General features: G+C 43.6%; 25 protein-coding genes, 1 tRNA gene and 3 pseudogenes. 14 read left to right on the forward strand and 15 right to left on the reverse strand.

Translation table 11 applies throughout. From position 1 onward, the window contains the following. Nucleotides 1-288 precede the first annotated feature (288 nt). From DYI03_RS12920 to DYI03_RS12965, 9 genes are all read left to right on the forward strand, one after another. Nucleotides 289-2,808 (forward strand): ribonucleoside-diphosphate reductase subunit alpha, encoded by a 2,520-nt coding sequence (locus tag DYI03_RS12920; protein ID WP_021669743.1) that lies wholly within the window; start codon nt 289-291, stop codon nt 2,806-2,808. Between the two features lie 97 nt (nt 2,809-2,905). Continuing rightward, complete coding sequence (locus DYI03_RS12925; RefSeq protein WP_004358117.1) at nt 2,906-3,955, forward strand: ribonucleotide-diphosphate reductase subunit beta; 1,050 nt, start codon at nt 2,906-2,908, stop codon at nt 3,953-3,955. A 164-nt stretch (nt 3,956-4,119) separates the two neighbouring features. Then, nucleotides 4,120-5,415, forward strand: a complete 1,296-nt coding sequence (xseA, locus tag DYI03_RS12930; RefSeq protein WP_025064698.1) for an exodeoxyribonuclease VII large subunit — start codon at nt 4,120-4,122, stop codon at nt 5,413-5,415. 18 nt (nt 5,416-5,433) lie between these two features. Next, the gene (gene xseB / locus DYI03_RS12935) at nt 5,434-5,613 is read left to right on the forward strand and encodes an exodeoxyribonuclease VII small subunit (protein WP_021669745.1); all 180 of its coding nucleotides are present in this window, start codon (nt 5,434-5,436) and stop codon (nt 5,611-5,613) included. A 10-nt stretch (nt 5,614-5,623) separates the two neighbouring features. After that, nucleotides 5,624-6,691 carry a branched-chain amino acid aminotransferase gene (locus DYI03_RS12940; protein ID WP_081686633.1) on the forward strand — a complete coding sequence of 356 codons (1,068 nt, stop codon included), beginning with the start codon at nt 5,624-5,626 and terminating at the stop codon, nt 6,689-6,691. A gap of 661 nt (nt 6,692-7,352) precedes the next feature. Then, nucleotides 7,353-7,437, forward strand: a tRNA-Ser gene (locus DYI03_RS12945). Between the two features lie 312 nt (nt 7,438-7,749). Then, nucleotides 7,750-8,982: a site-specific integrase gene (locus DYI03_RS12955; RefSeq protein ID WP_021668766.1), complete on the forward strand. Its 1,233-nt coding sequence runs from the start codon at nt 7,750-7,752 to the stop codon at nt 8,980-8,982. 25 nt (nt 8,983-9,007) lie between these two features. Continuing rightward, on the forward strand, nt 9,008-9,475 hold the full coding sequence (locus DYI03_RS12960) for a DUF1896 domain-containing protein (protein ID WP_115367988.1): 468 nt from the start codon (nt 9,008-9,010) through the stop codon (nt 9,473-9,475). Between the two features lie 139 nt (nt 9,476-9,614). Next, nucleotides 9,615-10,034: a hypothetical protein gene (locus DYI03_RS12965; RefSeq protein WP_081780277.1), complete on the forward strand. Its 420-nt coding sequence runs from the start codon at nt 9,615-9,617 to the stop codon at nt 10,032-10,034. Between the two features lie 73 nt (nt 10,035-10,107). Here the strand turns inward: DYI03_RS12965 and DYI03_RS13545 are convergent, their stop codons facing one another. Then, the gene (locus DYI03_RS13545) at nt 10,108-10,296 is read right to left on the reverse strand and encodes a hypothetical protein (protein ID WP_172462601.1); all 189 of its coding nucleotides are present in this window, start codon (nt 10,294-10,296) and stop codon (nt 10,108-10,110) included. 91 nt (nt 10,297-10,387) lie between these two features. On the opposite strand from DYI03_RS13545, the gene DYI03_RS12970 reads away from it, so the two are divergent. The 5 genes from DYI03_RS12970 to DYI03_RS12990 are packed head-to-tail and all read left to right on the forward strand — an operon-like array spanning nt 10,388 to nt 13,064. After that, a complete protein-coding gene (locus tag DYI03_RS12970) occupies nt 10,388-10,819 on the forward strand; it encodes a hypothetical protein (RefSeq protein ID WP_115367989.1) in 432 nt (143 codons plus the stop codon). Nucleotides 10,820-10,841: 22 nt separating this feature from the next. Continuing rightward, entirely contained in the window at nt 10,842-11,261 is a 420-nt protein-coding gene (locus DYI03_RS12975; RefSeq protein WP_025064889.1) for a PcfK-like family protein, read from the forward strand. A 4-nt stretch (nt 11,262-11,265) separates the two neighbouring features. Further along, entirely contained in the window at nt 11,266-12,540 is a 1,275-nt protein-coding gene (locus DYI03_RS12980) for a PcfJ domain-containing protein (protein WP_028902005.1), read from the forward strand. A 34-nt stretch (nt 12,541-12,574) separates the two neighbouring features. Continuing rightward, nucleotides 12,575-12,829, forward strand: coding sequence for a hypothetical protein (locus DYI03_RS12985; protein ID WP_021668384.1), 255 nt, complete (start codon nt 12,575-12,577; stop codon nt 12,827-12,829). A 4-nt stretch (nt 12,830-12,833) separates the two neighbouring features. Continuing rightward, nucleotides 12,834-13,064: a hypothetical protein gene (locus DYI03_RS12990; protein ID WP_025064844.1), complete on the forward strand. Its 231-nt coding sequence runs from the start codon at nt 12,834-12,836 to the stop codon at nt 13,062-13,064. A gap of 161 nt (nt 13,065-13,225) precedes the next feature. Here the strand turns inward: DYI03_RS12990 and DYI03_RS12995 are convergent, their stop codons facing one another. The 14 genes and pseudogenes from DYI03_RS12995 to DYI03_RS13060 all read right to left on the reverse strand — a co-directional run. Next, a complete protein-coding gene (locus DYI03_RS12995; protein ID WP_021668742.1) occupies nt 13,226-13,588 on the reverse strand; it encodes a VOC family protein in 363 nt (120 codons plus the stop codon). Nucleotides 13,589-13,597: 9 nt separating this feature from the next. Further along, nucleotides 13,598-14,323: a class I SAM-dependent methyltransferase gene (locus DYI03_RS13000; RefSeq protein WP_021668741.1), complete on the reverse strand. Its 726-nt coding sequence runs from the start codon at nt 14,321-14,323 to the stop codon at nt 13,598-13,600. A 13-nt stretch (nt 14,324-14,336) separates the two neighbouring features. Beyond that, entirely contained in the window at nt 14,337-14,930 is a 594-nt protein-coding gene (locus DYI03_RS13005; protein ID WP_021668740.1) for a type 1 glutamine amidotransferase family protein, read from the reverse strand. Between the two features lie 119 nt (nt 14,931-15,049). Continuing rightward, nucleotides 15,050-15,556 (reverse strand): glycoside hydrolase family protein, encoded by a 507-nt coding sequence (locus DYI03_RS13010; RefSeq protein ID WP_025064845.1) that lies wholly within the window; start codon nt 15,554-15,556, stop codon nt 15,050-15,052. Then, the gene (locus tag DYI03_RS13015; RefSeq protein ID WP_025064846.1) at nt 15,543-16,028 is read right to left on the reverse strand and encodes a DUF3872 domain-containing protein; all 486 of its coding nucleotides are present in this window, start codon (nt 16,026-16,028) and stop codon (nt 15,543-15,545) included. Before DYI03_RS13015 ends, DYI03_RS13010 begins: the two co-directional genes overlap by 14 nt. Nucleotides 16,029-16,040: 12 nt before the next feature. Then, nucleotides 16,041-16,634, reverse strand: coding sequence for a conjugal transfer protein TraO (locus tag DYI03_RS13020; protein ID WP_025064847.1), 594 nt, complete (start codon nt 16,632-16,634; stop codon nt 16,041-16,043). Beyond that, nucleotides 16,628-17,218: pseudogene (gene traN / locus DYI03_RS13025) on the reverse strand (conjugative transposon protein TraN); the annotation flags it as partial. The gene DYI03_RS13020 and the pseudogene traN, both read right to left, overlap by 7 nt. A 106-nt stretch (nt 17,219-17,324) precedes the next feature. Continuing rightward, a complete protein-coding gene (locus tag DYI03_RS13030; RefSeq protein WP_115367991.1) occupies nt 17,325-19,136 on the reverse strand; it encodes a reverse transcriptase/maturase family protein in 1,812 nt (603 codons plus the stop codon). Nucleotides 19,137-19,170: 34 nt separating this feature from the next. After that, the gene (locus DYI03_RS13780) at nt 19,171-19,476 is read right to left on the reverse strand and encodes a hypothetical protein (RefSeq protein ID WP_225683919.1); all 306 of its coding nucleotides are present in this window, start codon (nt 19,474-19,476) and stop codon (nt 19,171-19,173) included. Between the two features lie 221 nt (nt 19,477-19,697). Further along, nucleotides 19,698-20,066: pseudogene (locus DYI03_RS13040) on the reverse strand (DUF4138 domain-containing protein); the annotation flags it as partial. Between the two features lie 49 nt (nt 20,067-20,115). Beyond that, a complete protein-coding gene (gene traM / locus DYI03_RS13045) occupies nt 20,116-21,384 on the reverse strand; it encodes a conjugative transposon protein TraM (protein WP_115367925.1) in 1,269 nt (422 codons plus the stop codon). After that, nucleotides 21,377-21,679, reverse strand: coding sequence for a hypothetical protein (locus tag DYI03_RS13050; protein ID WP_004353772.1), 303 nt, complete (start codon nt 21,677-21,679; stop codon nt 21,377-21,379). The genes traM and DYI03_RS13050 overlap by 8 nt, the downstream gene beginning before the upstream one ends. Nucleotides 21,680-21,683: 4 nt before the next feature. Further along, nucleotides 21,684-22,307 carry a conjugative transposon protein TraK gene (gene traK, locus DYI03_RS13055; protein WP_021668807.1) on the reverse strand — a complete coding sequence of 208 codons (624 nt, stop codon included), beginning with the start codon at nt 22,305-22,307 and terminating at the stop codon, nt 21,684-21,686. Nucleotides 22,308-22,355: 48 nt separating this feature from the next. After that, nucleotides 22,356-22,549: pseudogene (locus DYI03_RS13060) on the reverse strand (conjugative transposon protein TraJ); the annotation flags it as partial.

The following is a 22,549-nucleotide window of genomic DNA, read 5'->3' on the forward strand; positions in this document are numbered from 1 at the left end:
TGTCCACTATTCAACGTAGAGAGCATGATAAATACCCCAATTTCGGGATAATAATTTGGTAATAAAGTTAGTTTAAAAATAGTTTTTTTTATTCTTTAACTTTAATATTTTGAAACAAAAAAATAATTTGAAATACTTCCAAGTTTTCTAAAATAGATAACTTTTTTTTCTTATCTTTGCCATAAGTTTTCCAAAAAGGAAATTTATGGAGTAACGAACAATTTGATAAATCATTGATTTTCAATAGTTAATAATTTTTTATTTGATAATATCGAAAGGAATTTAAAAATGAAAATAAAAAAGAGAGACGGTAGTGAAGAAAGCTATACGCAACAAAAAATCATATCTGCTATCACGAAAAGTTTTATCAGTGTAAACAGTTTGGGTCATCAAAGGGATATTGAGCAAATGGCTTTAGAGATAGAAGCCTTTGTTTTGGAGCATGATGACAAGCGAGATGTGGAGAGTATTCAAGATATTGTTGAGAAAACTTTGATGTCGCATGGCTTTTACGATGAAGCAAAAAGTTATATTCTGTTTCGCTGGCAACGCAACGAGCAGCGCAAATACATTAAAAATATAGCGTTCAACATTGGCGATAATAGCATTGAAGAGGTGCTGAACGGCATCAGACAAGACTTCCGTGGGGCTGAGTACAGTGTAACTTTGTTGTCAGACAAGTTTGTGAGTTTCTCAAAACCCTTGATGAGTCAAACGGAAAAGTTGGCAGCCCTTATCAAAGCAGCTGTCGAACTCACCACGGCAGAGTGTCCTCAGTGGGAAATGATTTCGGGTAGATTGCTTAGTTTTCAGTTGAATAAATCGATTGAAGCGTTGGAACGCAAGTTGAATATCAATTCTTTCTACGACAAAATAAAGTATTTGACCGATGAAGGTTTATACGGACAGTATATTCTTGATAATTATACGAAAGAAGAAATCGTTGAAGCCGAGAAACTGATGCGCCCTGAACGCAATCATTTGTTTAATTATAGTGGTTTAGATTTGCTTGCAAAACGCTATTTAATAAGAGGTTATGACGGAAGAATCGTAGAGAATGTGCAGGAAATGTATATGGGAATTGCCCTCCATTTAGCCATGCCCGAAAAGTCAGACCGCCTGTTGTGGGTTAGAAAAATATACGATTTGTTGAGCCTATTAGAGGTTACCATGGCAACACCGACCTTATCGAACGCCCGCAAACCTAACCATCAGCTTTCAAGTTGCTTTATTGATACCGTTCCCGACAGTTTGATAGGCATTTACCGCAGCATTGACAACTTTGCGCAAGTGAGCAAATTTGGTGGTGGTATGGGCATGTATTTTGGAAAAGTGAGAGCCACAGGGGGCAGTATTCGTGGATTTAAAGGGGCAGCTGGAGGCGTTATTCGCTGGATGAAATTGGTGAACGACACCGCCGTAGCAGTCGACCAATTGGGTATGCGTCAAGGTGCTGTGGCAGTTTATTTAGATGCTTGGCACAAGGATATTCCCGAATTTCTCCAACTTCGTACCAATAATGGCGACGACCGCATGAAGGCGCACGATATTTTCCCTGCTGTTTGCTATCCCGATTTATTTTGGAAAATGGCAGAAGAGAGCCTCGAACAGAATTGGTATTTGTTCTGTCCTGACGAAATAAAGCGTGTAAAAGGCTATGCGTTAGAGGATTTTTATGGCGAAGAATGGGAACGCCGTTATAAAGAATGTATCGATGATGCCCGACTTTCACGTCGTATTATCAGCATAAAAGACTTGGTTCGCTTGATACTTCGCTCGGCTGTTGAAACGGGAACGCCGTTTACTTTCAACCGAGATACCGTCAATCGTGCCAATCCAAATGGGCATAAAGGCATTATTTATTGTTCAAATCTTTGCACCGAAATTGCTCAAAATATGGCTGAAATAAAGGAAGTCAGCCAAGTTGTTACGACCGAAAATGGCGATACCGTAGTGGTTACAACAGTCAAACCAGGCGACTTTGTGGTGTGCAATTTGGCAAGTCTTTCGCTCGGGCGTCTGCCTTTAGAGGACAAGGCTGCCATGTGCGAAAAAGTAGCCACCGTTGTGCGTGCTTTAGACAATGTGATAGATTTGAATTTTTATCCTGTTCCATTTGCAAAAATAACCAATCACAACTATCGAAGCATCGGTTTAGGCGTGAGTGGCTACCACCATGCGTTAGCCATTCGGGGCATAAAATGGGAGAGCGATAAGCATTTGGAATTTATGGATAAGGTGTTCGAAACCATTAACTATGCTGCCATTTCGGCAAGCACAGAAATAGCCAAAGAAAAAGGTGCTTACAAATATTTTGAAGGGAGCGATTGGCAAACTGGAAAGTATTTTGAGAAGCGCAATTACATCACTTCCGATTGGCAACAACTGCGTGAAACCATAGGGAAACAAGGCATGCGCAACGCTTATCTGTTGGCAGTAGCTCCTACGAGTAGCACCAGTATTTTGGCAGGAACAACAGCTGGATTAGACCCAATCATGCAACGCTTTTTCTTAGAAGAAAAGAAAGGAGCTATGTTGCCACGTGTTGCCCCAGCGTTGTCCGACAAAACTTATTGGGTTTACAAAGATGCCTACCACATTAACCAACAATGGAGCGTACGAGCATCGGGAGTGCGCCAACGTCATATCGACCAAGCGCAAAGTATGAACCTTTATATAACGAATGAATATACAATGCGACAAGTGCTAAATCTTTACATTTTGGCATGGAAGAGTGGTGTAAAAACCATTTACTACGTCAGAAGTAAGTCGCTCGAAGTAGAAGAATGTGAAAGCTGCTCATCATAAAAAAAAATAAAAAACCTATTGTTTTGCACTTTAAAACAAGCCTCTTTTGAAGCGCAAAACCCACTGTTTCATGATTTAAACAAAAATATATAAAAAAATGACCCAAGATAAACTACAACGAAACGCACTTTTCAATCCGCAAGGCGACACCGATTTAAGGTTAAGACGCATGATTGGCGGAAACACAACCAATCTGAACGATTTCAATAACATGAAATACGTTTGGGTAAGCGACTGGTATCGCCAAGCAATGAACAATTTTTGGATACCCGAAGAAATCAATCTTGCACAGGATATTAAGGACTATCCAAATCTGCCACAAGCAGAACGCACCGCATACGATAAGATACTGAGTTTCTTAGTGTTCCTCGATTCTTTGCAAAGCAATAACCTACCCACGATTAGCGAGTACATCACCGCCAATGAAGTGAACCTTTGCTTGCACATTCAGACTTTCCAAGAGTGCATACATAGTCAAAGTTACAGCTATATGCTCGATACAATTTGCTCGCCAGAGGAGCGAAACGACATTTTGTATCAATGGAAAACGGACGAGCATCTGCTGAAACGCAACACGTTCATAGGCGATTGCTACAACGAATTTCAAGAGAAACGCGACAAATTTGCACTCATGAAAGCATGTATGGCAAACTTTATTCTTGAAGGAATCTACTTTTACAGTGGTTTTATGTTCTTCTATAACCTCAGCAGAAACGGCAAAATGTCGGGTTCGGCACAGGAAATACGTTACATCAATCGTGATGAGAATACGCATTTGTGGCTTTTCCGCAACATCATCGTAGAGTTGAAACAAGAGCAACCCGAACTATTTACCCCTGAGCGCATAGCCGTTTACGAAGAAATGATGCGTGAAGGTGTGCGACAGGAAATTGCTTGGGGGCAGTATGTTATCGGTGATAAAGTGCAAGGTTTAACCCAACAAATGGTAGCCGACTATATTCATTATCTCGGCAACCTCCGTTGGCGCAGTTTAGGCTTTGGCAATCTTTACGAACACAACCAAAATGAACCCGACGATATGCAGTGGGTAGCCCAATATTCGAACGCCAACAAGGTGAAAACCGACTTTTTTGAAGCAAAATCCACTGCTTACGCCAAGAGTACCGCACTCATTGATGACCTATAAAAAGGTCGAAAAAGACACGATAAGGGCTATCTTATTCTCGGCTTTCCGCATTTCGTAACCTCATATTTCCGATTTTCGGAGAATTTTTCGTAACTTTGTATTTCAAATAGCGAAATTTCACGTTGCGAACTATTGTTTTTCGACGTGGAAAAATGGGAAAGAAAATGAATAATACGCTCACATTATACGAACTCAACTCGTTGGTTGCCGAACTAATCGATAGGGCTATGCCGCAATCTTATTGGGTACAAGCCGAAGTATCGGAGGCAAGAGAGAGTAGGGGACACCTTTTCTTGGAACTTATTGAGAAACAGGAGCGTACAAATACGCCCATTGCACGCGCTTCAGCGAAATGTTGGCGGTCGCAATGGGCGTTAATTGGTGCTAATTTCGAGCGCAAAACTGGCGTGAAAGTGCGTGCTGGTTTGCAACTTATGGTGCAGGTTCATGCACAATTCCACCCACAATATGGTTTTTCGTGGATTGTTGACGACATCAATCCCGAATTTACCATGGGAGATATGGCACGAAAGCGACAAGAAATCATCAATCAGTTGAAGGCAGAAGGTGTGTTCGATTTGCAAAAAGAATTGAATATCCCACTCTTTGCAAAGCGCATTGCAGTTGTTTCTTCGGCTTCGGCAGCTGGTTATGGAGACTTCTGTAATCAATTGAAACACAACGAATATGGATTTTGCTTTGAAGTAGAACTTTTTGCAGCAACAATGCAAGGCGAACAAGTAGAGCAAAGCATCATTGAAGCATTGAATTTGATTAACGAACGAGAGGACGATTTCGATTGTGTGGTTATCATTCGTGGCGGTGGAGCTACGGCTGACCTTAGCGGATTCGACACTTTGGCATTGGCAGAGAATGTGGCAAATTTTCCTTTACCTATTATAACAGGCATCGGACACGAGCGTGATGAGAGCATTTTGGATATGGTTGCCAACACGAGAGTAAAGACTCCAACGGCGGCAGCAGCATTCTTAATTGAACATTTGGCAAATACGCTCTACCGAATAGAGCAGGCTCAAATGAAAATACACCGTGCTGTGGAGAGAAAATTACAAGAAGAAAAGCTGCATTTGCAACGACTTTCGACTCACATTCCCGTCTTGTTTGCAATGGTACACAACCGAGAAAATGCTCGATTAGACGACTATTTACACGCTATTATTCAGCGTATTGGACTGCATTTGCAACGCAACAGAATGCACATCGCTACGCTTTCCGAAAAGCTACAACCCAACGTTGAACGCAAAATCACGCACGAACGACATCGGTTGCAACTACTTTCGCAACGCATAGACAGCGTTAATCCAGAACGTTTGCTGCGTTTAGGTTATAGTTTAACTTACAAGAACGGTCATATTGTACGCAATGCCAACGAGTTAAGCAAAGGCGACGAAATTGTTACACGCATGGAAATGGGAAGCGTAAAGTCGATAGTGAAATGAAAAATAACGAGAAAAAATATGAAATACGAAGAAGCATTGAGCCGTTTAGAGGCTATCGTTGATAAAATGGAGCGAGGCGACATGGATATAGACACCATGGCGAGCGAACTAAAAAAGGCGCAAGAACTAATAAAAGTATGCAAAGACAAACTTACGCATACAGACGAAGAGATAAAAAAGCTTTTAGAAAATAAATAACAAATAATTATTGGTCAAATTCACACCTTCTTTGAGTGAAAATGGAGTGAAAAAGACATACAAATTTATGAAGAAAATAGATTGGGAGAACCTCCCTTTTGGATATTTAAGAACAGATTACAACGTGCGGTGCTACTATCGCAACGGAAAATGGGGCGAAATAGAAGTAACAACCGACGAAACGTTGAACATTCACATGGCTGCAACGTGTTTACACTATGGGCAAGAAGCCTTTGAAGGCATGAAAGCCTACCGCTGTCCCGATGGAAAAATACGTTTGTTTCGCCCTGAAGAGAATGCAAAACGATTGCAATCAACCTGCCGAGGCATCATGATGCCAGAAGTTCCAACCGACCTTTTTATCGAAATGGTGAAGAAAGTAGTGCGCTTAAACCAAGAGTTTGTGCCTACATACGAAAGCGGTGCAACACTTTACATACGTCCATTGCTCATCGGAACAGGGGCGCAAGTGGGCGTAAAGCCAACCAACGAATACTTATTTGTTATCTTTGGAACTCCCGTTGGACCTTATTTCAAAGGCGGTTTTGCGTCAAATCCTTACGCCATCATGCGCCAATTTGACCGTGCCGCACCATTGGGAACAGGCACATACAAGGTAGGTGGCAACTATGCGGCATCGTTAAGAGCCAATCATTTAGCACACGAAAAAGGATACGCATCAGAGTTTTACCTTGATTGCAAGGAGAAAAAATATGTAGATGAGTGCGGTGCTGCCAACTTTTTCGGTATCAAAAACGACACATACATCACGCCAAAATCTACTTCCATATTGCCTTCTATTACCAATAAGAGCCTAATGCAGATTGCAGAAGACTTGGGAATGAAGGTGGAATGCCGCCCTGTTCCTGAAGAAGAATTGGCTACTTTTGAAGAAGCGGGGGCATGCGGCACCGCAGCAGTTATCTCTCCAATCTCTCGTTTGGACGATTTAGACGAAGGGAAGTCCTATGATTTTGGCGAAAAGCCAGGTCCTTGGTCTACTAAATTGTATGAAACTTTGCGTGGAATACAATATGGAACAATCGAAGACAAACACGGTTGGACAATGGAAGTATAGATTTTTCCAAAGAATATCAGATAAAAAAAATAATTTGTAGCTTTCTTTTGTGCTATTTCACTTGTTTCAATAGCACAAAAGAAGCAATATTTTCAACCAAAATTCAAGGTTGGGCAACAAGTTTCCTACGAGTATGTTGGCAATATTGATTGACATCATGAACCAAGGTGGCTTTATGATTTCCGAATCATGATACCCTCACAGGAATTAAGAAAAGAAATACACAACAATTCCAGCATGAAAGTATTAGAAATGACACTACTTTTGAAGTTGAAGCAACCAAAATAACAACTTTAAAAGAATATTTAAAAGACCAAGATAAGAGTTCTTTTGCAAAATTTCATCAACTTTTCTTCGTGTAAAACCGATTGTAAAGGTAACCAATGCGACTTTCTACCTAAGAAAAATGCCCCCTCATCAACCACACTCACCACGTAATTTAGAAGGACGAATGAGCTAATAAAAAAAAGAATTATGAGTATTTTTTGCACTTGTTAGTTGAAATCACCGAATCAATATTTTATCACGTTTTGTTAAAAAATATTTATCCTATAAAATATTTTCTCTTTTCTATTTGTTTATTCAAAAAAACTTACTACCTTTGCACTCGCTTTAAAGGAACAACTACTTGTTCAAGCAAAGCAAAATGGTAATCACCAATGGAGAGATGGTAGAGTGGTCGATTACAGCGGTCTTGAAAACCGCCGTGCTGAGAGGCACCGGGGGTTCGAATCCCTCTCTCTCCGCAAATAGGCTTCAAAAGGACTTCACAAAGGTTGTCAATTTAGCCTTCAAAAATTTGCTAATCGTTGTAAAATCAAGGTTTTACAACGATTTTTCTTTGTATATACCTCTATCGCCTGACGGCATAACCCTATGTTTTGACAATCATCATTCGGTCAAATTCTGCTACATAAACTGCTACACAAAAATTGTAGCAATAAAAAATGTAGCAATGACGGGATTTTGAATACCATATTGACGGCATCAACTCTTTCTTTTTCAATGTATTAAGTATTAACTTTGCAGCCGAGTGCTACACAAAAGAATGATGCATTATGAGAACAAATTTCAAGGTGTCCTTCTACCTACGTTCAAACTATGAGAACAAAGAAGGAAAGTCGCCTGTAATGCTCCGTGTATTCCTTAACGGAGAGATGGCAAATTTCGGATCTACGAAAATCTTCGTGGACAAGACAGTATGGAACAATGCCACAAGTCGGCTCAAAGGTCGGACGGCTGAAGCTTTATCCGCCAATGCCGCATTGGACTCTATTTCTGCTACACTGAATAACATCTATCACAAATTTGAGGACGACTCCTCCCTGTCATTGGAGAAAATCCGATCTTATTTTGTGGGAAAAGACAGAGAGTATACAACTTTCCTCCCTGTATTCGACAGATTCAACGAAGACATCAGGCAACGCGTCGGACACACCATCAGCAAAGACAGCCTACAAAAGTACAGCGTTTTAAGAAGGCATTTCGCAGAATTCCTTATTCATAAGTATGGAAGAAAGGATGTAGGACTGACAGAGTTCACACCATCCGTGGTACAGGATTTTGAGTTATATCTGAGTACAGTGGCAGGTTGCGCTTACAACACATCAGTCAAGAAGATGAAGGCACTCAAGACCGTAACTATCTATGCTCAAAAACGTGGTTATCTTCTTCACGACCCCTTCCTCAATCATCGTTTTCACTTGGAGCCTGTCAATCGAGGTTTTCTCACGGATGAGGAAATTATGAAGATAGCCAACAAGGAAATTGCTATTCAACGCTTGGAGTTAGTAAGGGATGTTTTCATCTTTTCATGTTTCACAGGTCTAGCATATATTGATGTTTCCAATCTCACACCAGACAATATCGTAACACTTGATGATAAGCAGTGGATTATGACCAAGAGACAGAAAACAAATGTGGAGACAAATGTTTTATTGCTTGACATTCCCAAGAGTATCATTGCCAAGTACAGTCATAAGACCTATCGGGACGGCAAACTATTTCCCATCCTAACGAATCAGAAAACCAACGCATATTTGAAAGAAATTGCCGACATTTGTGGCATCAAGAAGAATCTGACCTTCCATCTTGCCCGACATACGTTTGCAACCATGTCGCTCAGCAAGGGTGTTCCTATGGAAAGTGTATCGAAGATGTTGGGGCATACCAACATTAAAACTACACAAATTTATGCCCGTATAACCAATAAGAAGATAGAACACGATATGGAACAATTGGCTGGCAAGTTAGACAAGTTCAATGTTGCTATGGGCATCAACTCAAAATAATGTAAAACCCTAAACCAAGAAGATTATGACAACAACAAAGAAAGAGCTTTCTTACTTCCGTTTGAAGTTAGAGAACTACCTCAGTGAGCATTTCCCCGAAATGCTGGGTGATAAACCATTCATAACGTCAAGAGCCGATGAAGCCCTTACTGCCTACTGCGATGCTGCGGCACAAGGCTTCTCGCATCCCGAAGCAGAGACCATGGCAAGTGAAGTCTTGTATCGAGGACTTCATTTTTCCAAGTATGACACACTTGTATCTGTCTTAGAGAATGAGTTCGAGAAAGAACTTCCTTCTCCACTCCCCGAAAGACTAACACCAATGCTTCTGAAGAATAAGGCTGTGCAAAGCGTTTTCGACAAGTATGAACTGACAGACGACTTTGGCGCAACTCCAGAGTATGAGAAACTCTACACCGAACTGACAGGGACAATCGTTCTGATCATCGAGGTCAATGGTCTGCCAACGATAGGCGGTGAGAACATGACTTGATGTAGCACTATTCGGAGTTTTTGTAGTTTCAAGAGCCAAGATAAACGCTCCACTCCACACGCCAAGAGTTTTACAAACACTTGTCTTTGTGTAGTCTGCGCATCTTGTAACTGCTCTTGAAACTATAAAAAACTCCTATATGAATACAATCATCATGAATCAAGACGTTCTTAAAAGTGCGATTTCTCGCCGAGACAATAGAAGCGAGCTTCCATTGTCCTCACGGCTTAACGAAATCGTTCACACACCTGCCTTCATCAAGGCAGACGCATCGAACAAAACCGATAAGAACAAGCAGCAGCCGACTTCGCCCAAGCAAGTCCGCCGCTTCGGTTGGACACGCTTCATCGAACTCGCAATCCTGCTTTCTATCGTTATCGGTGCCATTTGGCTGATCTCAAAGATAGTAACGCCACAAGTCGTAACTGTCGTGTCAGTCATTGCAGGCTTTCTGATACTACGCTTTATAGTCAGGGTAATTCTGAAAGTGGCATTTACGCTGCTGAGCATTCTCTTCTGGCTGGCGATTCTCTGTGCCATCCTGCTCTGCGTGCTTTGAGAAGCACAGCTCTGTAAAACCTTCGTTTTATTTCATCAGGTGGTTATCTCGCATTTTGAGATAGCTACCTTTTCTATATTCCACTACGAGCGTTGCACTTTTGCTTCTTTTTCCAATGCTCCACGATATGCGATGACAAGAAGACGGATGCTGTTCCCTTTTTATCCGCAAAGGTAGTACGGGGCTTGTGGCTTTCCCAAGGTCCTAAGCCGCTTGGTTTGTCTGGAAAATCTCCACACCTACGGGTAGTATTTTCCGCCAAAACCTTGTGTAAGCCCGCCCCGCTACCTCTTTTTTGCTACAAAAAGGAATCAGCATACTCCGATCTTTGGACGCATAAAAAAAATGTCGCTATGGATAAGCAAAAAGTAAATACAACATCTTCGATGAACAGAAAAGGATATAGCTCCTCCTCTCATTACCGCATTAACCCTGTGGCTGAAAAAAGTGAGCAAGTGTTGGCAATTAAGTTTGTACAATGGGACGTTCCCCCTTTGGAGAGCCTTTGTAGCAGTAAAGTATATCTCCTGCGTATGAAACTCAATCGTGGCGAGTGTATGAGCCGTGAAGAAAAGAATTGGTTATGTGAAGCGGTGAACTCAAACACCTATTTCCGCACAGCCGTTCCCCTACAAGGCTATCGCTTTGACTTCTTTGATGTACTGAAGAAATACCTTGTCAATCAGTACGGACAATGGACAGAGTATTACGCACCCGACAGAACAAGCCTAAGAGCCTACCTATATGGGCGCATCAATCAAATAGTAGAAATTCCCAAGTATTAACAACATCAAAACTTATACGACAATGAAAGGAACAGAACATTTCACACGGACAATAGCCGAGTATCTTAATCAGCGTGCTATGGCAGACCCCTTGTTTGCCCCTAACTTGATGAAACCGAACAAGAATATCGAGGAGTGCATCACCTACATTCTTAATGAAGTGCAGAAAAGCGGTTGCAACGGCTTTGATGATGATGAAATCTTCTCTATGGCTGTTCACTACTATGATGAGGACAATTTAGAGATTGGCAAGCCTACCAATTGCCAAGTAATGGTTAATCACATGGTGGAACTCACGGAGGAAGAAAAAGCCGAAGCAAAGCAGGAAGCCATTAAGCAATATCAGCGTGAGGAACTTGCCAAGATACAGAGCCGTAACGCACGAGTGAAAAAGACCGAGAACGCAGCAACCCAAGTACAACCGTCACTATTTGATTTTTAAGCCTATGAAACCGAGAAACAAATTTGAAAAGGCTGTTTTGGAACAAAGCAAGCATCTTCGCCCAATAACCAAGATACAGATTAAGTGGGCATTCCGTGAGTGTATTGACCACTTCGCCTACCGCTTGCCAAAAGGTCGCACCACTTGTATGGATTGTGGGCATAGTTGGACACTGAACAAACATAGAAAAACTTGCACTTGCCCTCATTGCAGGGCTAAGTTGCAGGTCAAGGAAACATTCCAAAGGAAATTGCAGCAGAAGCACTATTTCACGACACTCACCGCTTGCGGAGAATACCAAGTGTTGCGGATGTTCCTCCTCGTGGCTGAAATGGAGAAAGGTTGCAAGGCAGAGTACTACGCACTTGAAATCGGTCAGTATTGGTGGAACGCACAAGGACGAAAGACGATTGTTGCCGTTCAGAGAGTATTGGGTAGATATGTTGATACATTTTCCTATTGCGCACCTATGGCAATCCGCAATGACAACGAAGCCTACAGATATGTAGCCTATTCGCAGATATATCCGAAGTTCAAGGTATCAGACACACTCCGCAGAAATGGTTTCAAGGATAATTTTCACAATATCCCCCCGACAACACTCATTCCTGCCTTGCTTTCTGACAGCCGTGCCGAAACATTGATGAAGTCGGGACGTACAGACCACCTAAGCTATTTTCTTGGCAAAAGAAGAGTGCTTGACGAGTATTGGCAGTCTTATAAAATTGCAGTTCGTAACGGCTACGATATAACGGATATTTCCCTTTGGTGCGACTATGTGGATATGCTCCGCAGATTGAATAAGGACATACACAGCCCGAAGTTTCTTTGCCCCACCAACCTCAAAGCCGAACACGACCGCAGACAGGAGGAACTCAATAGACAAAGGGAAAGGGAAGAGATAGCCCAAAAACAGCAGAAGGCAATGGAAGACGAAAAACGTTTCAAGGAACTCAAATCCAAATTCTTCGGTATCCATTTTACCGACGGCACAATCCAAGTCCACGTATTGGAGAGCGTGCAGGAACATTTAGAGGAGGGAGTAACCATGCACCATTGCGTATTTTCCAACGAATATTATCTTAAAGAGGACTCACTAATCCTATCGGCTACCATTGAGGGCAAGCGGATAGAAACAATAGAGGTATCACTGAAATCATTTGAGGTGGTGCAAAGTCGTGGAGTGTGCAACAAGAATACGGAGTATCACGAACAGATAGTGAACCTTGTCAATGCCAACCGCAGGCTAATCAGCCAACGAATGAAGGCAACGGCATAAAGTATAAAGTATAAATCATTAAATTATCAGAGATATGAAAACAGAGATAGAGAACGTCATTTTTAATTGGTCGGATGAGATACCTCCCATTCTTGTCCGGGTTATCAATGCGATAACCCTATCCGACAACAAAGAGGAGTTAAGGTCGGCTATCAACCAAATAGCCGAAGAAACAGAACTTGACAAGTTCTTTGCCTATGGTTATGGTGCGCATCACTTTTGGCTCAAACACCGCAGATTGTCAAATGGAGAGCCAAAGGAATATAGATTATTAAAAGTTGAATTTTAAGATTATGAAGAAGAAAGTTTACAGAGTACGGACACAATACATCTTCGAGGGAGTTTTTGAGGTGGTTGCCGAGAGCAGAGAAGAAGCACGACAAAAGGTCATTCGGGATTGCGGATTGGTGATGGGCGGAAATGTTCACAGCACCCTTCCCGATGAGGAAATCAATTGGGCTTTCTCCACGCACCCCGAAGTAAGGATGGGACGGATAACCATTCAAGAAGAACAGACGGAATAATGCGGTCGGCAGATTTGCCGACCGCTCCTTTCTTTCGTGAGCTTCGAGCGGACAAAGAAAGGAGCAAAGAAACCCCGATGAAAAACATTTCGTTACTTTTGACAGTGAGTTGAAACGGCTCAAAAGTAACAAAAAGCCAAAATCAAAAACTCATAGTTCTCTTAATCATCACAAGAAATTCTTTGATAAAATTCCAGCCAATGTCCGTCAGGATCTTGAAAGGTCAGCAATTTTCCGTAAGGCTCTGCTCTTATTTCTCCAATCATTTTTACTTTTTTCTCTTTTAACTCTTCATACACCAACTCTATATGGTCAGTCTCAAACATAATTCTTGTTTTGCTTGCAACTACATTACCTTTGTGTGCCGGTCTTTGAAGAATGGCAAATGATGTTTCACCTAAATCAAACTCTATCCAATCTCCATCTGTCAGTTTGACCTCAAAGCCTATATCCTGATAAAAACACTTTGACTTCTGCAAATCACTTACATAAATCCAACAGGCGTATATCTTTCTCGGTTTCATTCTTTCAAGTTATTGATGTTTGATTTTCAGCAGACCGAAGAATGGAGTTATCTCTTGAATGTCCACAAGTTTCAAATGTACTTTTCTCAATGTCGTTTTCAAATCTTCGATGGAGTGGAACCAATATTCAGGAGGCGTATTCTCTTTCATGTCCTGCCAAGTATAGACATGTCCCTCTTGCAGATATGGCTTGATATGATTTTCATACACTTCTTTCGGGGTGGTATATTCCAACAGATAGCGATAGACTTCATTGAACTTTTCGGGAGATACGTCCGGATTGAACAAGATGATTTCATCTGCCATTATCATTTCGCCATCTGCTTTCAGCACTTGCTTCACAGCTTCAAACAGTCTTTCCTGCTCGTTCCATTCCACTTGGTGCAGAACAAGCGAGGAGATGATTAAATCCACGCTTTCCGCTGACAGTTCCAAATTCTGAATGTTACCACACTGAAACGAAACATTATCATAGTGCTTATAAGCATCCTTTGCCTGTGCAATATTCTCTTGGCTCGTATCTGTTCCGAGAGCGAATAGAAAATGAGGTACGAATGGTTGCAGGGATTTTCCCCAACCGCATCCCAAATCCATCACCTTGTTCCCTTTCTTGACTGTCGCAAATTCAAACATCCGTTCGCTCAATGCCTGTGTGGACTCAAACGTGTCTCTGCCATCAGGACTAATCGTTCTTTCGATATATACGGATAAGTTCTTCTCCCAGTTCTTTTCCATATGAAATTATTTATTATCTCACGAAACTATTTTTGTAGAAATCGTACCAAGCATCTATCTGTTCGGGACTGTTGGCTTTCAGCAATAAAAGCATCTCACGAGTGAATTCCAAATGTCCTACACCATTTGCCGTAACAATATTCTTGTCACTAACGGCTTGTGCTTCCACATATCCTGCTTCATTCGTATATTTCTCACCGCCCCATTTTTTGAGTTGGTCAAGACCATTGCCTGTATGCTTTACATTGTTCAGGAAACCGTGTGAACAGAGGAATGAAGCACCGTTGCATATCGCCCCGATGATTTTACCTTTATCTAAAGCCTCCTGTACCAATGGTACGACAAGTTCTGCTTCAGGTGAGCCCCAATGGTTGCCACCGATAAGCACTAAAGCGGCATAATCTTTCGGCATATTCTCGAAAGAATAATCGGGCAAGGTTCTGAAACCTCCGATGGAACGGACAGCGTCTGATGTCGGGGCAACAGTATGCACTTCGTACTTCACGTCACTGCCCGGTATCACGCCCACATGAAGAGCCGTTGAGAGAAATGCTCCTTCCCAGTCTGTGTATTCATTTAATAAGATAAATAAAACTTTCTGTCTCATAAATTGTACATTGTTTAATCCGTCACAAAGTTACTCATTCATAACAAGAAAGGCGAAGGAAATGGTAAGAAAACGCCTCTTACGAAGCATAAAAATGTCGCAAGAGGCGTATTTGATAATCAGGGTATATAAAACAAGGCAAACTCCACTTTTCGTCGTTTGACGAGACCTCTGAGGACTTTGCCTTTGTATCGGCAGAAAGAGACAAATTCACGGTAGAAATTCCTGTCGCCCGATTCTATCTTCCGCAGCAATTGGCTCTTAGCATGTTTGCCGTATCCCAGCAATCTGCCCACTCCGACATTATAGGACAGGACGGCAAGCAGCAGGGCATCCTTTCCGTAGTCCTTGAACATCATCAGACGCTTCATCAGATCTGTCCGAAGCAGAGAGTCTGCCTGTCGTTCCGTCATCGCTGCCGTAAAGTGTTCGCCCGGCAGGAGTTGATGCCCATATCCCACATACGGATAGCAACCCTTTCCGTGTAGTCCCTCAAAGTATTTCACGACCACCACGGCGCGCTCAAAAGGAGGTAAGTCTGCCAACCGTACCCTGCGCTGGGCAAGGATCGGCTGGCAGAGCAAGCACATTATACAGAATAAAGCAAAGCGTTTAGCTGTTCGCATCGTTCAAGGCTCTGGTTACTACTGCGGTGGTCTTTCCCTTTTCCTCCGCCTTTTCGTTGTTGAAACTGAAAGTCAGTTGCTGCATCTTACCGAAACTGTCCTCCACGTACACGTCAATCGTCTGGCGGTCGGTGGAGAGCGAGGTGTAGTACAGACGGAACACGTCCTTTGTGAGCGGATAGCGGTCGTTGGGCTTGAATACCGTTCTATCGTCCATTTTCAGTGTTCCCTTGCCGTCGGGCTGGAAGTATCGGATGGTGTAGCGTGTGTCAGCAAAATCGCCCCCTCGCTTGAGCGTGCAGCGTATCTCTGCCGTCTGTCCCTTGACAATGTCCTTCTGAACGGGCATCGTCTCGACAGTGAACGGATAAGACTGCTGAACATCCAGCTCCCTATCACAAGCAGATAGACAAAACACGGCAAGGGCAAGTACGCCCATTACCCATATCGAACTTAATATCTTCTTTTTCATGTTTCTTTTCTATTAAATATTAAACCTAAGTCCTGCTGATAGCGCAGGACGGAAACGATGCACGTCCGTTCCAAAGAGGAACCGCCCTTGTGCCTTGACAAGAAACAGAAGCCTGTCCGTAAGGAACACCTCCACCGAGCCGTGAACGGCTCCGCCATAGACAAAGCATGAGCGGTCGAGCAACGTAGCCCCATCGGGCAGCAGCTTTTGATCCTCGTTGATTTCTTCATAACCACCTAATGCGGATATGCCACCATAGAGGAACACGTTCTTGCCATTGTCGGAGAGTATCTGGTGCATATAGCCTACCTGCAAAAGCGCATCCTTGAGGTTTACGTTATAACTCCTGTACGGCACATTCTGCTGTTCATACTCTGCCAAGACAAAAGTATAGTTCTCACGCTTCAAATAACGGGTAAGTGATATGCCAAGACCGAAGTTATCCTTGCCAAAGAACTTTTCTCCTTTGATAAGCGGAACACTCCCTACGACCTCTATTCCCCTTTGCTTGGGGATAAGTCGCTGTGCCTGCGATGGCAGACTGAAAGCCATTGCCACCGCCACGCAAGCCGATAAAATAAGTTTCTTCTTCATAAAACCTACCATTTGAGTTTGAGGTTGTCAATCTTCTTTGCCAGCTGCAAGTCTTCCTGCCCGACATAAAAGGCCAGTGTGCGTCCGCCGTTTCGCTCGTAGATTGTTACCTCCAGTTGTTTTTCCTCCGAGAGGGCAAACTGCTCCAATACGAACACGGAATGCTCGTGGCTTTGTCCTTTCACCTGCATCACCTGATGATAAGCACGCAAGGGCTGAAGTACTTGCTCCTGAATGGCGGTACGCTTTGCCATCTTCTTATCAACCACCTTGAAGGTGATGAAGTCCACCGAGTACGGCATATTCGTGCCATTTTCCATTCGGGTGTGGAAATACAGCAAGCCATTATGGGCATACAAGCCACGAAGCAGGAATTTCATACCAAACTGCTGCGCACCGATATGCTTAATGCAGCCTCTGTCATTCTGATAGATAGTCTGCATCATCAGTTTGACTAATATAGGCGACTCATTGCCGAGTTCCTTAAAATAAATGTCAGAGCGGTTGCTTGGCAGCCTGCCTTCTGTCGTAGAAAGAAAATCCTTCATCTCTATGCTGAGTTTCTCTGGTTCATCGGCATACTTCACGTGTAGGCTCGGCAATGGGTGCCTTGCCACCTTTCGGTGGTAGGTTTCCCATGGCCTGCCCCCGAACCGTACGTGCAAGTCTCCCTGCATACGGCTCTCCACTGGTAATATCAGTTTATTTGTCATGGGCATGAATTTTTGCATTACAATGTTTGCATACAGCCAATGTCTTACGCCATTTCTTAATCATCAGTCGGTGCCATTCAGTATCGGTATTTATACCTCTGAGTTTACGGACTTGATACATTATGGTCTTGACATTGGTTGCTCCACACAATTCACATTTGCGCTCCATAAGTCTCTCCGCAAGAGTAGGGAAAGGAAGTACAAATGTGTTAGGTAGATTATCGCAGGTTGCGTCTTTGTCCGGCTCTTGCCTCGCAAAGCCATCATTATAGAATATTCGGAACTTGGTTTCTCCTTTCTTTGCTTGGTAGGGTATCGCCAAGTCATGGTCTCTTCTGTACTTTCGTATAACCTTGGCAGTTGATGAATTTAGTTTCTTTGCCAAAGTTTTGCAGAAACTATATCGCATTATGTAACCGAATTTACTTCCTGCAAAAGAGATGTTGTCCGCAATCCTATAATATTGGTACAAACCTCTGATTTCAGTTGTATAGCGTGCACAAATTGTGGCTGGGTCTTCTTTGGTCAGGTAATTGCGTGGCATGGCATACCAGATTTCCTTTCCATTGATTACCCTAAGCTCCATTGCTTTCAGTTCCAATAATTTCTTTTGGACGGAGGCGATAGGCAGAGTCAGTATTATGCGTCCGCTGAACGGTCTCTTCAGCCATCCCAGCTTGTTTCGCTTCATGGCTTCGGATTTTCTGACAGAGATTTCATACCCAAGAAACTTTGCTGAATCCTGCGCATTTGTGATAAGGGTCTTTTCTTCGGAGAGTTCAAGCTTTAGTTTGTCTCTCATGAATATTGTAAAGTTCTCTTTCATTTTCGCACAGTCTGCTTTACTACCAATTACACCGATTAGAAAGTCATCGGCATATCTGATATATTTAAGTCTCTTGTAATTACTATCCATTGCCATAGATGCCGGCACTCTCCGTGTCTTAGCTTCCACCTCTTTCAGTTGTGTCAGCAATTCACGTTTCGTATCCTCATCAGTGGCGTTTCGGATAGTCTTGCGTAATCTTACAGCCTTTCGGCTGTAACTTGCGTGGAGTGGGTTTTCCCGCTTTTTCTTGCCCTTGTCGAATGATTCCGCATATTCACGCATGTATTTATCGAACTTATCAAGGTAGATATTTGCCAAGATAGGGCTTATTATCCCTCCTTGGGGAGTTCCCGAATACGTCTTGTGAAATGTAAAATCTTCGATATATCCAGCCTTTAGGAATTTCCATATCAGTCGAAGAAATCTTTCATCTGATATGCGCTCACGAAGAGTTTCAATCAGAATATGGTGGTCGATGTTGTCGAAGAATCCTTTGATGTCACCTTCGATGAACCAGTTCGCACCAGTGAAAAGAGTTTGGATGGAACGCAAAGCCGTATGACAGCTTCTTCTTGGTCTGAATCCATGCGAGGATTTCTCAAAATGTCCCTCATAGACAGCTTCAAGAATAAGTCTGACGACCTCTTGCACCATCTTGTCTTCGATTGATGGGATGCCCAATGGTCTTTTCTTCCCATTCTTTTTAGGGATATAGACTCTTCGGGCAGGCGTTGGCATGTAACTTTCATCCTTTAGCGCAGCTATCAGATGTCCTATTCTATCAACGCTCATTCCGTCAATGGTCTTGCCGTCTGAGCCGGGTGTCATGTTGCCCGGTTTCGCATAAATGCGCTGGTAGGCTACATAAAACATCTGTTCATTGAATAGGATGCGGTACAACCTTTCGTACTTGTAATGCACATCTTTGCTATGTGCAGATAAACTGTTTAATATGGTCTCTGGATTTCTCATACGTCTCACACGTTATCGTTTGACAATATTAAAATTACCGAGCTGTTCCCCTTCGCCATGTACGTGGCTTTCCCACGCTCAGACTACTACGGGAACTCCGTTGCCATGCGGAGTTTTCAGAGCCTGTGCTCATAGCCTTTCGGCATCTCCGTGTAGGCAATCCCCATTTAGTGGACTTGATAACTTGGCTTGACAGACTGTCGGATGCAACGTACATCCTTTTCTGTTCTCTGACGGATATGTCGCAGTAAATTCCTTGCCCATCACTCCGTTCAATAAGCGTGGGTACTGCGAGGCAACGTATATAACTGCTTTCCGTTGCCACCTCTACATTAGTCATAGGACTATTGTTCAACCAATCAGGTTTCATCCTCGTGTCTGTCTTTTCCCATAGCAATTCAGTCGCAGTTTAGCAATTAACTGACTTATCGCGTTACCGACATGCTTCACTCCCCGTTTGGTTTCCCATTCGGATAAGTCGGTCTGGGATAGGTTTATAAATTGGAATACTAACCTAATCACTTGCCAAAGTGATTATTATCAAGCCCCTATTATGGGCGCACTGAAAGCGTAAAACGAGCCGTCCTCACAAATCACGCTCATGTTGGTTTCCGTTTCAAAGTCCTTCACCGAAGCCTTTACACGTAACACGTTCTCAGCATCCTCCGCCTTCCCTGCGATGATGTTCTGCGAACCTAAGTCTACATAGCGAATGGCAGAAGGGAAGATAAGATGCACAGTTTTGTCAAAGGTAACCTCCAGACCATACGGCAGTACGACACGCCCCGTAGGAATGGCACGGCTCATACCTTGAAAGAGCTCTCCCGAAGTAAGCGGACGGTTTGGTGTAAGACCATCATTGTTTCCCTGTGCTGTGGCTGTTGCTCCCACCATGGCAAGCATAGCCATTGATAAAATAAGTTTCTTCATTGTTGCTGTTGATTTGATGTTATTTTTTTACTTGTAATTTTTGATTGTTTTATTTGGACTGAACCAAGAAAAGGCGATAGCCCCCTTTGAGCGTTACCTTGATAGTGCGCAGTTTCTTCTGAAGCAGCTGACTTGCACCTTGCATCACCCCACGGGCAGTCTCGGAGATAATTTGGTCTTTGGCAGAGGAAGCGAAGGTAAAGGATGTTCCCATTGAACCGCCGATGTTCGCCCCAACTTCCTTAAGCGCATTGATGTCCTCCGAGCCTGGTATATACACCCCCTCCTGTCCGTCCGTGTCGTAAGCCGAGAGCTTGACGGCTATGATATGCCCGTCCACCTCAATACTCTTAATGAGCAGGTGCATACGGTTGCCTTCAATCTTGGCAATGGCTATGAGTCGGCTTTGTCGTGGAATACGCAGTCCCTGCACCTTAGCGGTTTCCAGCAGACGAAGCACCACATTGTCGCCCTCCTTGAGCGTGGTCGTTCTGTCCACCACCACTTTGAGCGTGTTGCGCATCGTGGGTGCAGCCGTACTTGTTAGCGAATGGAAGCCCATGTTGCCTGCTCTTATTCCATATTCCTTGATAAAATCCGCATCGCTCATCGGCTGACCGAGTGAAGTCACCACCTGTTTGCGCTCCGCCAAGACCTCCATTGACGGTGTACCAACTTGCGCAGCCTGCCCTTTTGTCACACCCATATCGGTGGTAGAAGTGGTGTTTCCCTTGCTTTCCGTAAAGGCATTACTCAATGACGGTGGCACAGATGATGTCTTGGGTAGATACTTCGCTGCCATCTGATAGCTCTTTTCCATCAGAGCAAGCTGTCGTTTCTCTTCATTGTCCTCCCTGCTGTCTTTGGCAGAGAGTTCTTTTTTAAGGTTATCTATCTCCGAGCGCAAGGCTTCACGTTCCTCTTCGTGTGGGTCGGGAGCGTAAAAGGAGTTTAAGAGCCGATTATTCTCCTCATAACGATGCATGGAGTTTTCTATCTTTGCCGTAGATGCTGCTGTCTCTGCACGCTGCTCCTCTGATGGAGCAGTGTTCTGTGCGAAATAGTCCGACAGTCTGCCCATCTCCTCACGGGTCTGTTCCTCCTCGTGTGCCTTGTCGCCTAATTCATAGGCTTTGAGTTTGTTTTCGGTGAGCTTTTCTGTCGTTGCCTGCGGTATGCTGTCATTGAGTCCCTGCTCCGCAGCAGTCTTATCCTTGCCCGAAGGTGCGAAGATAAACCACATCGAGAGGGCAAACAGCAGTCCCAGTCCTCCGAAGACCAAGCCTTTCTTCATTTGTTCTTTCTGTTTATTATCCATTTTCTTTGATTGTTTGATGATGTTGTAGATAAAAATTGCCGTGTAACTCTTGTAAAGTGCTGTCCGTCCGTATCGGACTGTCCGTCAGCTTTCCCGTGGGGATGGGTAGTTTTTCCTTCTTTGGAGGAAGGAAAAACTGCGCTATCATCCAAAGCGAGCAGAGCAGATAGATGAAACTCAGCCCATAGACGATTTCCTTTCTCTGCCTTATCGTGAGCCTTTCACACCGATGGCGAAGCCATAGGTGAAAGCGCAGATAGTGACGTGAGAGTAAAAAGTTTCTTTTCCTTGCCATAGCCTTATCGTTTATAAGTCTGTATATCCCTGTTTTCCTTCACAAGGAAGTTCTCCATAAGAAAACCTTGCGGGTTATTGTCCGAACGGACTGAGTTCTGCAACGTGCAGGTCGTAACAAGACTACGCTCTGTAACATTACTCTGACGGACGATAAACTCCCTTGCATAGGTCGTTACCGCATAAGGGTAAGTATTAAAGTTGCAGTGGATAGAGTCCACCTCTATGCGCTGATTGATATTACCCGATATGGCACGGTTATAATACCCCTTCTCTGCCAAGTCCTTGTAATAGTTGAAAGCCGACTTGTCGCATAGCAGGAAGGCACGCTCCATGTTCCTCTCGATGGCATCCTTGTCGGGTGCAATGGTAAAGAAGAGTTCGTGGAAACGGCGGACATGTTCCCTTGCCTCCACGGGACGATTACGACTTGCATCCTGACTGAGAGCCAGCATGAGCGACTTTCCCTGGTCAAGCACATAGATTTTCTCCCGCTGCTCCTTGGCGAAGCTGTACGAGGCATAGACAGCATAACCGCTTACTACCACACATACGATGGCAAAGACAAAGGCATAGAGCCGTATCTGTCTGAATGAGGTCTCTATATTATTAAGTGATTTGAATTCCATTTTTTTTCTTTTATACCTGTTGATTAATTAAGCATAGTTGCTCCATTTCTATTTTCCTTTGAGCAGTGCACCCTTGATACGTCCACCGACATTTCCCACAGCGGCACCTGCGCCTGCCATGGCAGCCTTGCCACCGGTATATGCGCCTTGCGCGCCACGCTGTGCAGTCTGGTTGACATTGCGTCCGTAGGAGCCGATACCGCCACCAGCTTCAATAATCCACCCTGCCACGGTAGGTACAC

The organism is Prevotella disiens (assembly GCF_900454955.1).
Taxonomy (GTDB): domain Bacteria; phylum Bacteroidota; class Bacteroidia; order Bacteroidales; family Bacteroidaceae; genus Prevotella; species Prevotella disiens.